The organism is Paenibacillus dendritiformis (assembly GCF_945605565.1).
Lineage (GTDB): Bacteria > Bacillota > Bacilli > Paenibacillales > Paenibacillaceae > Paenibacillus_B > Paenibacillus_B dendritiformis_A.
Window position 1 is genome coordinate 1,369,668 of sequence record NZ_OX216966.1, and the last position, 14,752, is coordinate 1,384,419.

At 54.7% G+C, this 14,752-nt stretch carries 10 protein-coding genes; 6 read left to right on the plus strand and 4 right to left on the minus strand.

Going from position 1 to position 14,752, the window contains the following annotated elements:
- Positions 1-34 precede the first annotated feature (34 nt).
- The 5 genes from glcT (at position 35) to NNL35_RS06040 (ending at position 8,897) form a co-directional block, all read left to right on the plus strand.
- Positions 35-892, plus strand: coding sequence for a glucose PTS transporter transcription antiterminator GlcT (gene glcT / locus NNL35_RS06020; RefSeq protein WP_006675134.1), 858 nt, complete (start codon positions 35-37; stop codon positions 890-892).
- Positions 893-1,200: 308 nt separating this feature from the next.
- A complete protein-coding gene (gene ptsG, locus NNL35_RS06025; protein ID WP_006675133.1) occupies positions 1,201-2,766 on the plus strand; it encodes a glucose-specific PTS transporter subunit IIBC in 1,566 nt (521 codons plus the stop codon).
- Between the two features lie 327 nt (positions 2,767-3,093).
- Positions 3,094-4,539, plus strand: coding sequence for an N-acetylglucosamine-specific PTS transporter subunit IIBC (nagE, locus tag NNL35_RS06030; RefSeq protein WP_006675132.1), 1,446 nt, complete (start codon positions 3,094-3,096; stop codon positions 4,537-4,539).
- Between the two features lie 205 nt (positions 4,540-4,744).
- Positions 4,745-6,106 (plus strand): MATE family efflux transporter, encoded by a 1,362-nt coding sequence (locus tag NNL35_RS06035; protein ID WP_006675131.1) that lies wholly within the window; start codon positions 4,745-4,747, stop codon positions 6,104-6,106.
- A 451-nt stretch (positions 6,107-6,557) separates the two neighbouring features.
- Positions 6,558-8,897, plus strand: coding sequence for a glycosyl hydrolase family 18 protein (locus tag NNL35_RS06040; protein WP_083835484.1), 2,340 nt, complete (start codon positions 6,558-6,560; stop codon positions 8,895-8,897).
- Positions 8,898-9,307: 410 nt separating this feature from the next.
- Here the strand turns inward: NNL35_RS06040 and NNL35_RS06045 are convergent, their stop codons facing one another.
- From NNL35_RS06045 to NNL35_RS06060, 4 genes are all read right to left on the minus strand, one after another.
- The gene (locus tag NNL35_RS06045) at positions 9,308-10,222 is read right to left on the minus strand and encodes a PfkB family carbohydrate kinase (RefSeq protein ID WP_006675129.1); all 915 of its coding nucleotides are present in this window, start codon (positions 10,220-10,222) and stop codon (positions 9,308-9,310) included.
- Between the two features lie 12 nt (positions 10,223-10,234).
- Entirely contained in the window at positions 10,235-11,593 is a 1,359-nt protein-coding gene (locus tag NNL35_RS06050; protein ID WP_006675128.1) for a purine-cytosine permease family protein, read from the minus strand.
- 54 nt (positions 11,594-11,647) lie between these two features.
- Positions 11,648-12,640, minus strand: a complete 993-nt coding sequence (locus NNL35_RS06055; protein ID WP_040729943.1) for an ADP-ribosylglycohydrolase family protein — start codon at positions 12,638-12,640, stop codon at positions 11,648-11,650.
- 139 nt (positions 12,641-12,779) lie between these two features.
- A complete protein-coding gene (locus NNL35_RS06060; protein WP_006675126.1) occupies positions 12,780-13,481 on the minus strand; it encodes a GntR family transcriptional regulator in 702 nt (233 codons plus the stop codon).
- Between the two features lie 272 nt (positions 13,482-13,753).
- Between NNL35_RS06060 and NNL35_RS06070 the strand changes: the two genes are divergently transcribed.
- Positions 13,754-14,704 (plus strand): hypothetical protein, encoded by a 951-nt coding sequence (locus NNL35_RS06070; protein WP_040729904.1) that lies wholly within the window; start codon positions 13,754-13,756, stop codon positions 14,702-14,704.
- Positions 14,705-14,752 lie beyond the last annotated feature (48 nt).

Here is a 14,752-nt window from a genome sequence, read left to right on the forward strand (position 1 = left end):
GCAATCACCCATCTGATGAGAAAGGAGCTTACCGTTGTCTAGCGAACGCCGCTTTGAGATTATGCGCGCCTTAAGCAACAATGTTGTGTTGGCGAAGGAAGTGCTGACGGACAAGGAAACCATTCTCATGGGAAAAGGAATCGGGTTCGGGGCGAAGCCCGGGCAAGCGATACTTTCCGGTGATACGCGAATTGAGAAGACGTTTTATTTGGATAATAAGCAGAATCTCTCGCAATATCAGATGCTGTTCGAGCAGATTGATCCAGAAGTGATTGACGTATCGGAACAGATCATTTCCCTGGTGGCTTCCGAATTGACTCCCAATCTGAATGAGCATATTCATCTTGCGCTGCCGAGCCATATCGAGTATGCGCTGTATCGGCTGCGGCATCAGATCGAGATCGAAAATCCTTTTCTATGGGAAATCCGGACGCTGAACCCGAAGGAATTCGAGCTTGCTTCCCGCGCGGCGGAGATCATTGGACACCAATTCGGCGTCGAGGTGCCGGAGGATGAGATCGGGTTCCTAACGATCCATATCCAATCGGCCGTCGCCCATGTCCCTGTCAACAATGTGGTCCAGCACAATCATCTGCTGCGGGAGCTGGTCGGCCTCATCGAGGCGCGGCGGGGCAGTCCGATTCCGAAGGACAGCATCGATTATTTGCGGCTGGTTACCCATCTGCGCTTCGCGATAGAGCGTATCCGCCAAGGCCAGCATTCCCGCAATCCGTTCCGTGACCGGATGCAGGAGATGGCTCCTTATGAATACGAGGTCGCCGGAGAATGCGCCAAGCTGATGAGCGCCCAGTTGAAAGCGCCGGTATCGGAGGACGAGACAGCCTATATTGCCATGCACTTGTACCGTCTATTCCATCGGGATGCCGAATAACATAGACAGCATCATATCGAATCAAGCGTGTTACTAGTTCGACTAGGCATGAGCTTGCCGGGACCATCCGCTTGCACGGGTGTTGTTCTGCTGCAGGCTCATGCCTTTTTTAGCTGTCCGGGCAGTCGCCGCGGCGAAGCGGGGCGATGACAGGCTGGAGAATATTTCTTCGGCCTTTAATCCATACTTGTATTGATTTTACACCATTATATATTTGAGTCATTGCGGTTCATTAGCGGGAACCTGATCGCAATTTCACACTACTCCCAAGAAAGCAACTACATTCTGTTGAAAGAGGGAAAATAAAGATGAACAACTTCTTTGAGAAAGCGCAGCGATTTGGCAAATCATTTATGCTCCCTATTGCGGTCCTTCCTGCTGCAGGACTCCTGCTGGGTATCGGCGGTGCGCTGTCCAATCCGAATACAGTGAGCACCTATCCGTTCCTGGATGTGCCTTGGCTGCAGCACGTATTTACGATCATGAGCAGTGCCGGCAGCATCGTGTTCGCCAACCTGGCGCTGCTGTTCGCAATCGGCGTGGCCGTCGGCCTGGCCCGAGCGGACAAAGGAACGGCCGGTCTCGCGGCCGGGCTTGGGTACCTGGTCATGAACGCGACGATCAGCGCCATGCTTGTCATTACAGGCAACCTGGCGGCGGATAATCTCGCTTCCGTCGGCCAAGGGATGATTCTGGGCATTCAGACGCTGGAAACCGGCGTGTTCGGCGGCGTCATTATCGGTCTGGTCACCTCGATTCTGCATAACCGGTATAATAAAATTCAATTGCCGCAGTTTTTAGGCTTTTTCGGCGGGTCGCGTTTTATCCCGATCGTGACCTCGTTTGCCGCGATTTTTGTCGGCGTCTTGATGTACTTCGTCTGGCCGGTAATTCAATCCGTTATTTTCCAAGCGGGCGGGCTGGTGGAAGCGACCGGCTATATCGGCACGCTGTTCTATGGATTCATCCTGCGTTTGCTTGGACCGCTGGGCTTGCATCACATCTTCTATATGCCTTTCTGGACGACGGGTCTCGGAGGATCGATGGAAGTAGGCGGGCAATTAGTTGAAGGCACGCAGAAAATTTTCTTCGCCCAGTTGGCGGATCCGAGCACAGAGAAATTTTTCATTGGGACTTCGCGGTTCATGTCCGGCCGCTTTATTACGATGATGTTTGGATTGCTGGGAGCGGCGTTGGCGATTTATCACACAGCCAAGCCGGAGAAAAAGAAAGTGGTCTTCGGTCTGATGCTCTCCGCCGCGCTGACGTCATTCCTGACAGGAATTACGGAGCCGCTGGAATTTTCGTTCTTGTTTATCGCGCCGTTCCTGTATGTGATTCATGCTTTTTTTGACGGCTTGGCCTTCATGCTGGCGCATATTTTCCAGATTACGATCGGGCAGACCTTCTCCGGAGGGTTGATTGACTTTATTCTCTTCGGGATGCTGCAGGGTCAAGCCAAGACCAACTGGTTGATGGTTCCGGTTATCGGCGTTGTCTGGTTCTGCTTGTACTATTTCACGTTCCGGTTCCTCATCGTCAAGTTCAACTTGAAAACGCCGGGCCGCGAGGAAGAAGCGGAGGGCGGAGCAGCCAGGGACGGGGAAGCGTCCACGGAAGCAGCGTCTGCCGGCGAAGCGAGAGCCCAGGCCGTGCTTCAGGCGCTTGGCGGTCAGGATAATATTAAAGATTTGGACTGCTGTGCCACACGCCTTCGCGTCTCTGTATTTCAGGTGGATGGCGTTCAGGAGGATAAGCTGAAGGAAACGGGAGCCAAGGCGGTCATCGTGAAGGGCAATGGCGTCCAGGTGATTTACGGGCCGCAGGTTACGATTATCAAAAACGAAATCGAGGAATATATGGGAGAATCCTAAGAACTCCTTACACCGTAGAAGAGCCCAGGGATCCTCATCAGGAGTCCCGGAAGCCAATGCGGCCCATAGCGCGCTGCGGTTGAATCGTCTAATCTGCCGGGATACCGAATAAGATAGAACATCATATCGTCTCAAGCGTGTTACTAGTTCGACTAGGCATGAGCTTGCCCGGGACCATCCGCTCACGCGGGTGTGTCTTGCTGCAGGCTCATGCCTTTTTTCGATGCCGGGCCGCCGGCGTGGCGAACTGCGGTGATGACGGGTTGGAGAATATTTCTTCAACCTTTAATCCATACTTTAACTAACTCTCTAAAGGAGGAACCTTCCATGCTAGGCTTTTTGCAGAAAATTGGCCGTGCCCTCATGCTGCCAGTCGCAACACTGCCTGCAGCATCTATCTTGCTGCGCTTCGGCGCGATCGATTATGTCAATGAGTTTCATTTTGGCGCTACAGTCGGCGGCTTCATGAACCAGTACGTCGCCCCGTATTTGCTGGCGGGCGGCGATACGATCTTCAAGCAGCTGCCGCTCATTTTTGCCGTGGGCGTAGCGATCGGTCTGGCGGGCGATGCGGTCGCAGCATTGGCTGCCGTCATTGCGCATGTTATCCTGCAGCAGGTGCTGGCGACGACGCCGAAAGTATTCGCATTTATTCCGGATGAATTGGTACTCGATATGGGCGTGCTTGGCGGGATCTTGACAGGGTGTCTCGCGGCGTACATGTACAAACGGTATCATGATATCAAGCTCCCGGATTGGCTTGGCTTCTTCGGGGGCAAACGGTTCGTTCCGATTGTTACTTCTCTGTCAATTCTCGTAATTGGGATTCCGGTTGCCATTATCTGGGGTCCGATTCAACAAGCGATTGACGCGTTCGGGAACTGGGTCGTCAGTCTGGAAGCGATCGGTTCCGGCATCTTCATGGTCGTCAACCGGCTGCTTATTCCGACGGGCTTGCACCATATTATCAATAACGTCGCTTGGTTCCAAATCGGATCGTTCGAGTATGCGGGAGAGGTGTACCGCGGCGATATTGCGCGCTTCTTCCACCACGATCCGACGGCCGGCTTGTTCATGACCGGGTTCTTCCCGATAATGATGTTCGCCTTGCCAGGCGCCGCGCTGGCGATTATTCATACGGCGAAGCCGGAACGGCGCAAGATTGTGTCTTCCGCCTTCGTCAGCGTCGCCATCGCTTCGTTCCTGACCGGGATTACCGAGCCGATTGAGTTCGCCTTCATGTTCGTGGCGCCGGTGCTGTATGTCGTGCATGCGCTGCTGGCCGGCTTGTCCGGCGTCATTACGGCGGTCCTCGGCATCAAGCACGGGTTCGGCTTCTCGGCCGGCTTCATCGACTACGCGCTGAACTTCGGCCTGGCGACGAAGCCGCTGCTGCTCATTCCGATCGGGCTCGTCTACTTCGCCGTCTATTACTTCCTGTTCCGCTTCATGATCGTGAAGCTGAACCTGAAGACGCCAGGACGGGAGGATGACGAAGAGACTTCCGAAGAAGAGGAGAAGGGAGCAGCGACTTCGAGCTTGCATGACAAAGCCGTCAAAGTGCTGGAACTGATCGGCGGCAAGGATAACATCACCTCCCTCGATGCCTGCATCACCCGCTTGCGGCTGACGCTGAAGGATGAGTCGCTCGTCGATGAGAAGGGGCTCAAGGGGCAAGGCGCCGCCGGCGTCATGCGCCTGGGCAAAGGCAATGTGCAGGTCGTCTTCGGCACACAGTCCGAGCTGTTGAAGGAAGAAATGAAGAAGCTGTAAAGGCTACGATCGAGTCAGGTCTCCCGCATGCGGGGGGCCTGATTTTTTTATAGCCAAGCGAGGGAGAGATCTGGTAACATAGATCCGCTTGATGGAAAATGTTATGGGTTCGAAGTCAAGCCTTCATGGCCGGCCGCAGCCTGCCGATGATGAACTCGGCCTCATGTAATGACTTCCCGTTCATGAGCAAAAGGTGGTCCATCACGTGAAAAACTGGAAAAATATATTGCTGCTGGCGATCCCGTCGCTGCTGTCCTTCGCGACGCAGACGGTCGTCGGCACGATTAATCTGATCATGGTTGGCCATCTCGGCGCGATTGTCATTGCGATCGTCGGGGTGGTCAATATTATCATTTACAATGCGTTCGCCCTGTTCTCCGGCATCGGGCATACGGTCAACTATCTCGTCGCGCAGAACTATGGCGCCAATGATATGCGCAGCGGCATCCGGCGTACGTATATCGCGCTCTACCTCAGCGCGTTGGTCGGGCTGCTGCTGCTTGTGATCGGTATCTTTTTCTCCGATCAGATTCTGTGGCTCACGACTGGCTCGAAGGAGATTGCGGACCAGGGCACTTATTATTTGCAGCTGCGGATTATTGCGCAGGCCTTCGGCGTTGTCTCGTTCGCGCTGCACGGCTTCCTGCGGGGCGTCGGGGACACCCGCACGTCGATGATTCTGTCCATCGTCAGCAATGTGACGATTGTAACGCTTGTATACGCGCTGACGTTCGGGCATTTCGGCCTGCCAGAATTGGGGCTGAACGGAGCGGGGTATGCGATTCTGGCCGGGGAAGCGGTCGGCTTCGTGCTGGCGCTGTACGTCTTCTTCGTCGTGAAGCATAAGCAGTTCCATACGCGGACCTGGGTGCGCGCCCGCGCGTCCGAGGTGAAGGAACTGGGCGGAGAGAGCTTCAAGCTCGGCCTGCAGGAATTCTCGATGAGCCTCTCCATGTTCATCTTCACGATGTTCGTCGCCCGGCTGGGCACGACCGCTCTGGCGGCCAACGAGATAGCCCTGAATGTGATGGCCTTCGGCTTCATGCCGGCGTTCGCCTTCGGCGCGACGGCGACGATCATGGTCGGGCAGGAGGTCGGGCGCGGCGAGCCGCTCAAGGGCCGGCGCGCCGGAACGGATGTCGCGATTATGGGCTCCATCTTCATCCTGCTGCTGGGCGCGGCGGAATTCGTCTTCGCGGAGCCGATTGCCCGGCTGTACAACAGCACCGAACCGGAAGTGTTCCATCTTGCCGGAATTCTGATTATGACGTCGGCGTTCCTGCAGCTGTTCGATGCGCTGTACAATTTCTACGCCGGCGCTCTGCGCGGAATCGGGGACACGACCTTCCTGATGCGCGCGTCGCTCGTGACGAGCTGGCTTATATTCGTGCCGCTTGCTTATGTGTTCATTTATATGTTCGAATGGGGCAGCATCGGCGCATGGCTGTCGCTGTATCTGTATCTCATGGTGTTGGGCATCTCGCTCATGGTGCGGTTCTACCGGACCGATTGGAGCGGCATCACGATTCGGAAGTCCGCACCGGCCGAGCATTCGGCGGGAATGTAAGGAATGGCTGCCGCCGTCTCCTGGAAGGGGAAGGCGGCAGTTTTCATTTGCAGGCCGATAACTGTGGGAAATTATCCCTCCTTAATACAATAATATCCCTGCTAATCGTGGAAGAAAGAAATATAATGGGATTGCCGAGGACTCGCAATGATCCCGTGCTTCCCGGCAGGCTCCGTTAAGGAGGTGAGAGCACCGATTATTACCGCCGCTCCATGCCGTATCTCCTGGCAGTTCAAGCTTCGCCACGCTTCTAGCTGTACCGCACTAGCTGTACCGCACTAGCTGTACCGAACTAGCTGTACCGTACTAGCTGTACCGCACTCTTTACCGCGCTTCTAGCTGTACCGCACATCATCCGCCGCATCCATTCTCCATCATGTTCAACCCGCATTCGTGATTGTTCAAGCCGTGCCTGTGTGGAGGAATCACAATGTATATGGGGGTGTAAAAAATGAAAACGCTTAAATGGGGTCGCCTTCGAGGTATGCTGGCGCTCTTGCTGTGCATTGTCATGGTCTTGTCATCGGCTGCCGCGGCTTCGGCTGCGCCGGCTCGCGTTCAAGACATCGAGGGTCATTGGGCGGAAAAGGCGATGACGAAGTGGAAAGACCAGGGACTGCTTCGCGGCTATGCCGACGGGTCCTTGCAGCCGAACCGGGTCGTGTCGCGCGCGGAGTTCGCTTCGTTGGTGAACCGCGCCTTCCAGTTCACGGCCATGGAGGACATTTCGTTTGCCGATGTTGCTGCTTCGTCCTGGGAATACGATGAAGTGCGCAAGGCGGTGAAGGCCGGATTCGCGGCAGGCTTCCCGGACGGCACGTTCCGTCCCGCTCTGCCGGTCACCCGGCAAGAGGCGGCGGTCATGCTGAACCGGCTGCTGCCGGCGGATGGGCCGAAGGGAGATCTCACTTCCTTCACCGATCATAAGGAGATCGCGTCATGGGCCAGGGACGCGGTCAGCGTGATGGTCGCCGCCGGATGGTTCGCGGGCTATATCGATGATACGATTCGCCCCAAGGCGAAGATGACGCGGGCCGAGGCGGTCATGTTCCTGGATCGCGCATTGCAGAGCAAGCTCAGAGGAGGCGAGGAGCAACCGGAATCAGGCAAGGGCACGGAAAAAGAAAACGATAAGGAAAAGGAGGGAGATCATAAAAAGGATCCGGTTACCACGGCGCCTAGCTCGAGCGGCGACAGATCCTCTTCCGGTGGAGGCTCCTCCTCCGGCGGGGGTTCCGCCTCCCCGGGGGACAGCAGCGCACCGGCCGCGCCGGCCGTGACCGGCGTAAGCGAAGGGCAGACGTATACGATCGGCGTCGTGCCGGCCTGGAAGGCGGAGAGCGGAACGACTGTGAGCGCGACCTTGAACGGAGCGGCATACGCGAAGGGCGCCGCAATCAAGGAGGCGGGCGAGTACGTCTTGATCGTGACTGCGATCAAATCGTCGAACGGCAAACAGGCAAGCACGACTGTCCGGTTCAAGATCGAGGAATCGAAGCGGCTGATCGCTTACGTGCCGGGTTGGGTAGACTGGTCGGAAGCGAACCCGATAGATGCGTCGAAGCTGACGCATATCTATTATGCCTTCGCCCACATCAAAGACGGCAAAATCATTCATATCCCGGATCAGAACGACGAGGAGAATCTGGCTTACTTCAGCCAGTTGAAAGCGCAAAATCCGCATTTGCGCGTCCTTATCTCGATCGGCGGCTGGGGAGCGGACGGCTTCTCTGATGCCGCCCTGACGGAGGAATCACGGGCCGCGCTCGCAGAGAGCGCCATGGCTTGGGTGGAGCAATATCAGTTGGACGGCGTCGACCTCGATTGGGAATATCCGACGCAGAGCCCGGACGGCGTCGTGAAGGGACGGCCGGAAGACAAGGAGAACTTCACTCTGCTGCTGGAGGAGTTCCGCAAGCAGCTGGACGTGAAGGGGGCGGCCGACGGCAAATATTATGAGCTGGCCATTGCGGTCGGATCGACGCAGACGTATGTGAACGGCGTCGAGATCGAGAAGATTCATCCGTATCTGGACAGTATGATGCTGATGACGTACGACTACTCCGGCGGGTGGATGAACACGACGGCGCATCATACGAATCTGTATGGCGCCGGGCTGAGCGGGGATGCGACCGTGAAGCTGTATTTGTCCAACGGGGTGCCGGCCGGCAAGCTCGTGCTCGGGGCGGCGTTCTATGCTCACATGTGGACCGATGTGCAGTCGACGGAGAACAATGGCCTCGGGCAGCGGGCTGCTCCGAGCTGGCTGACGCCCAGCTATAAGGAAGTGCTCACGGAATATACCGTCACGAGCAGCACCTACGGGAAGCTCGCTTACACCCGGTACTGGGATGAAGCGTCCCAGGCGCCGTATCTGTTCGACGGCAGCACATGGCTGACGTATGACGATCCGGATTCTGCGGCGGCCAAAGGGAACTATGTGCTTGAGCAGGAATTGGGCGGCGTCATGCTGTGGGAATATAGTCACGATCCTTCAGGGGTATTGGTCGATGCGCTCTACCAATCGCTGAGAGGCGTCTACCAATCGGACACAACAGTGCCGGATACCCCGGCCGTCACCGGAGTCGAGGATGGGCAGACGTACACCGGACCGGTAACCGCCGATTGGGCGGATGAACCGGGAACCTTCCGCGTCGGCAAGCTGAACGATGAGCCTTATCTTCGCGGCACCGCCATTAGCGAGCCGGGGAATTATGTTCTCGTCGTCGCGTCGGTCCATCTCCGCAGCGGCAAGGCCGTGACGACGACGATTGAATTTACCGTGGAGTAGGCGGATACGCCTTCGATCACGAAAGGGGCAGGGGCTGTCCCATCTGTTAGTGTGAAACTACAGTGGCGGCAGCCCCTTCCTGCTTCAGACAGCGCAGCTTGCCGAAAAAGCTGCAAAACTACAGTTTTCTGCTTGCGGCATTTCCTCTGTTATCGAAATCCTGCAAAATGGCATCAATTGAAGCCATCCCAAGGGATGGAAAGCAAATATCGGCGAAAATGATGCGCTCTTGCAGGAATTTCATCGGAAATGGGTAGAAACGATGCAAAATCCTGTATAAATGCAGGATTCACCGCCTCGGCTGGCCGCTGCCGATGGTTTCGCCGCCGCTGTCAGGGTGGCACCTGGTGCCGCTGCCAGAGCCGCTGCTGGTGCCGCTGCTGGCTTGCGCCGATTACCCCTCCATCAAGCTATAGGCTCCATCTGCCTCCTTGCTGCTGCACGACCTGCCCCGCAATGTCGTTGCCAAGCAGACAAGCCTCACGCAGCGGCAAGCCGCCGGCCAGGCCGGCGATGAAGGCGCCCGTATGCGAATCGCCGGCTCCGATCGTGTCGACGACGGTTACTTTGCGGGCCGGCAATATTTCGCTTCCCTCCGACGTGCAGAGCAGCGTGCCGTCCTGGCCCATCGTCACCACGACGGGCTGGCCGGTCTGCCGGTACGCTTCCCGGACAGCGTCGTTCAACTCCTGCATGCCCGTTAATCCGCTCAGCTCCGCGCGATTCAAATGCAAGATCGTATTCATGCCCAACACGCGCCGCAGCGTCTCCCGATCCAAATACGTCACTCTTGGGCTCGGGTCGAAAATAATCCGGCAGGATGCTTGTCTGGCGGCCAACGCGTCCAGAATGACTTGGCCGGAAGGCCCCTCCAGTTCGTAGCCGCTCAAGTAGATATAATCATATTGCTCCACGCCGGCCTGTTCGAACCACGAAGACTTCCATCTCGTCTCGATTCCGGGAATCGTAATGAATGTTCGTTCCCCGTCCTGCTCGACAATCGACAGATTCCAGCCATTGTCGCCGCTTGACTCTTCGATCAGCAGCGGATAGCCGTCGGCCTGCAGCTGCTTCCGGATCATATCCGCATAAGTGCCTGTGCCTACCGGGACGAATAGATCGTGTTCGACCTGTAATGGCTTCAAAATATGGGCTACATTGTAGGCGCATCCGCCGACAAGGGTCTCCCGATGCTCGGCCGAGACATCGTCTCCGGTTCGGGGCAGCGAATCCAGTTGGATAATCACATCGATCACGGCGGCGCCGAGCACGAGCACTTTCGCATCGCTGCGCGTATTCATCAGTCGAGTTATCAGATCGGTCACTTTGATTCCCTCCTATTTGCGGGCGGTAACGGTTAGCAGAATGTAATAGACAAGCGCGCTTGCGGCGAAGGCCAAGAGTACGCCCAGACTGTTGTCCTGGAACATGCCTTTGGCAAAAGGACCGTCGAAAAACGGCGAATTCGTAAACAGGAACCCGACGAGGACGCCGGCCAGCCAACTGAATACCCCTGGATAATTAACCTTGTTGTAGCCCGGATCCGTGAGCAGACGCGGGTCGTACCCTGCTGTCTTTCTGATTTTGACATAGTCAATGAGGAAGATCGCCGCCCAAGCCGCCATGCCGATGCCGAGCAAGCCGAGGAATGTCTGGAAGTTGCCCATGAAATCCTCGGATACGAACAGCGTGTATATTGGAATCAAGATCAGAAACAGCGAGTGAATGATGAGCGATGTCGAATCCTTCACTTGAATATTCAACGTTTCCAGATTGACCCGCGCCGATTTCAAACCGATAATGCATTGCGGAATCAAGCCGCCCAGCGCAGTTACAAAGTAAAGCACCGTCATCCAGCGCGGCAGCGCCTGGCTAATGACCTCGATCGGGTTGGCCGAGACCGCCAGGTCCGGCACCGAAGTGCTCATCAGCACGCCGACGCTCATGATGACGAACAACGGAATGAACGCTCCGAACGTGACGCGGGTGACGATGGAGCGCGATGATTGATCCGGCTTCTGATAGCAGCTATAGTCGGCGGAAGCGATCGACCAGCTGATTCCGGTGCCGGCCATAATGATCGATACGGCGGGCAGGAAGTTCGTTAGCCAGTTGCCATTGCTCATATTCATCAATTCCGTCCAATTTGTTTTCGGAATCAGGATCAGCAGGACGAGAAGCGTCAATCCGCCAAAGACATAGGTGAAAAAGGTTTGGATTTTGACGAGCGCTTCTTGGCCGAACATACTGGAGCCGATGATGAGAGCGGCGAAGATAAGCAACGAGATCAGGGTTAAAACTGGATTGGAGCTGATGCCGAACACACTGAACAGCGCCAAGAGCGTCAATGTTCCGGTCACGACGCCGACCGCGAGCCAGCCGACGAGGTTGATCCAGCCCATAAACGTAGGAATATAGTTGCCTTTGAAGCCGAAGGCGGCTCTGGACAGCACGAAGGTCGTCGTGCCCGCATCTCTTCCTGCCAGGCTTAAATAGCCTACCAAGGCGAAAGAGAGCGCCCCTGCGGCCGCTGCCAGCAGGGATTGCAGGAAGCTTAATTGAAATCCGACAATCATCGCGCCATAGACGACGCCCAAAATTCCGATGTTGCCGGCAAACCAAATAAAAAACAATTCCTTAGGGGTTCCTTTTCTGTCCGCAGCGGGTACAAATACCGAAGATTCCGGCGTGTTCATTACAATTCCTCCCATTGTATGCGATTATTTGATAAGCATAGATGTGTGTGTCTTTCAGTTCATGTCTCTATGGGAAAGAAGTTCATTCGCGTAATGATAGAAATCGACCGAATTGCTCTCGTCGATCTGTTGAATCCACAGCGGATCGATCGCATCGATTCCGGTCTTGGCTCCGCAAATGGCGGTCGCCATCGCCCCGATTGTATCGGTATCCCCGCCCAGATTCGCGCATAACAGACTGCAGCGATGAGGGTCCTTGGCGTAGTAGGCAATCGCCAGCGCCGCAGGCACCGACTCGCTCGTCAAGACGCCGCTGCCGATCACGTCGTATATTTTTTGGGAGAACTGCTCTTCGTCGTGCTCGTATTGCTTCGCGTATTGAAGCGCCAGCTTCAGACGCTCGGCCAACGATGCGCTATAGGTGGCGGCTCCGAGGGGCCGCGCGATAGCGTAAGCTTCCAGCGCATCCTGCATCATCGTATCCCAATCCTGATCCTCCAAGGCGGAGCTGACGGCCGCGGCAACCATCGCCGCGCCGCTAACGGCGACATCGGTTGTATGCGTCACTTTGCTGATATCATAGACATATTGAGCCAGCTCCGCCTTCCGGTTCCGGCTGAACAGGCATCCGATCGGAGCGATGCGCATCGCAGCGCCGTTCGTCTCCGCCCTGGATGTGAAGGGCTCGGGATCCCGGCCCTCCTTGATCGCCCCCAAGGCCGCCTTGGAGCTCGGCCCGAGAATATTGTTATCGAAGGCGTTGATTCGATCCGCCCAGTCCAACAGATGCCGGGCAATCATGGTGGTATCGGGAACAAAATGATTTTCAATGAGCGCATCCAAAATCAATAACGCCTGCGCCGTATCATCCGTATACTGCCCTTTCGTAAAGTTGCAGGCCACTTCGTTTTCTTGCGGCCCGTCCAGAAAATCGGTAATTTTACCGAAATACTCCTTGACCTTGCTTCTTGCCCACAGCTCCGGGGGCATGCCCATCGCATCGCCGATGGCCATTCCGTATAGAGCGCCGGCAATTTTTTGCTTCATCATCACGATCTCCACCTCACAGTATTCACACCTGCACCTTAATCCGGTTATACGTACAAGCCGGTACAAGCCGAGCGAAAAAGGGCTCTGCTTGTCCTTGACGGGGAAGCGAGCAGACGCAAAGTCTGTCCGTCTGCGTTCAAATGCTGGTGACAATCTTAAAGTTCATATGGGGCCCATAGATGACCTGCACCTGTTCGATTTCGGCCTCGTCTTCGCTGATAACGGTTCCATTTGCTTGCAGCAAGGGGATGTCCTCTTCGTAGGCAAGCAGTTCCTTGGTGTTCTTGTCTCCCATTATCGGTTCGATCTGGAGGAGCGCATGTGTGGGAACCGTCTTGTATTGCTGCTTCATAATGCTATAGAGGGATTGCCGCGAGAAATCATACTGATCAATGCCCGGGAAAACGGATAGCGGAACCAATGACGTATCTATCGTTAGCCACAGGGTGGCCAGCTTATTCTTGATCCCTCTTACGCGAACCAGCTTCATCCATTCCCGTCCATCCTGCGTTATGATTCGTTGCTCCAATACTTTGGATACGGGAGTTTCATTCTTCTTCGTCACATAATCGGTAAAGCCGCTGAAGTTCCAAATATTTTGCTTCACTTCCCGGAGGCATACGAAGTTGCCTTTTCCTTGCACCTGCCTTAACAGGCCCTCATTGACCAGATCCGATATCGCTTTGCGGATGGTCGTCCTTGTGACGCCGTACAGCTTCATCATTTGCGCCTCGGAAGGAATCATGTCCCCTTCCTTATACTTCCCGCGAATAATATCTTGTCTAATGATCCGCTGTAACTGCACATATAGGGGAGTATAGTCATTGCGATTAAGCATGTGATCCTCCTTCCTGCTTGTCCGGTTGTACGTACAAGCAGTGTATCATAGGGGAGCGGGTTCGGCAGTTACATTTGTCTCCACGCTGGCGGCCATATTATCGAAACATAATATAACAATCCTTATTTTATATTGGAAGGAAATTCATGTTATCGTGAAATTATGTTCATAGGGGAGGCGTAAAAATGAGAAAAAACGAATGAGAAAAATTCGGGCCAGGTGCAACCATTGCAGCAGACAATTCAATTTTGCAAGGAATAGGAGATGATTTGATGAATGCCAAAATAAAACTTCTAACCGCAATGATGATATTAACTGTTTCATTTTTGATGCCGACAGCAAACACTGCCAGCGCGAACACGGATGCCGTGAACGTAAATAACCAAATCCGATCGTCCAACTACCAGGCGGTACAGGTTGTGAATATCGCAGAATCAGCGAGAAAAGTGATTCCCAATTATGTCCGCTGGGTTCATAACGGACTGCATCCCAGCGTCAGAGTTGACGTGCTGGACGTGAAATTAATCAATGTGGAAGAACAAGGGGTTGTTCCGGACTTTAAGGTTGAATTGGATCTGGTGCAAAGAGGGCCGGAGAAATTGATCCAAACATTACAGCATGATGCCTTTAATCCTAGTTCTGACAAAGAACTGACGGTATCGCATAATTTTACGCATACCGTGTCCAACGCCTCCACGCTGACGAAATCGATTACCCATAGCCATAAAGCCGGCGCTAAAGCTACTTTCAAAGTAAAAACAAGCTTTTTCGGGAATGAAGCAGAGGTTGGCGGTGAACTGTCGTATGAATATACGAATTCCAATCAAAGCGGGACGTCTGATGCCAAAACGGTAACTTTCTCCACCAACTCATCCGCATCGGCCAAATTGCCGCCCATGTCAAAGGGGACTTTGATTTCTCATGTGTATGCATCTCCTGCCGTTTATAAAATAAAGAGCCAAAGCTACTTTACGGGAGATGTTCAATTCTCTTATATTTTATCCAACGATGCTCCGGGAGCCGTCCGGACGTTAACGGTTCCGCTGCATGATTTATTTTTCCGGGGCGATGAAAGCAACGAGGTTGCGTTTCAAGATAATTTGTGGGCCGGTGCGGTATGGGATGTCACGGGCAGACCGACAAAAGTATTGATTTTTGAAGGTCTTTCTTTCTTGACATTGGACGAACAATACCGGACGGAGACCTACTTGAAAGATATCTAAGGGTTATAATGTGAAGTTGAATAAGATAGCTTGATTACGCAATGGCCG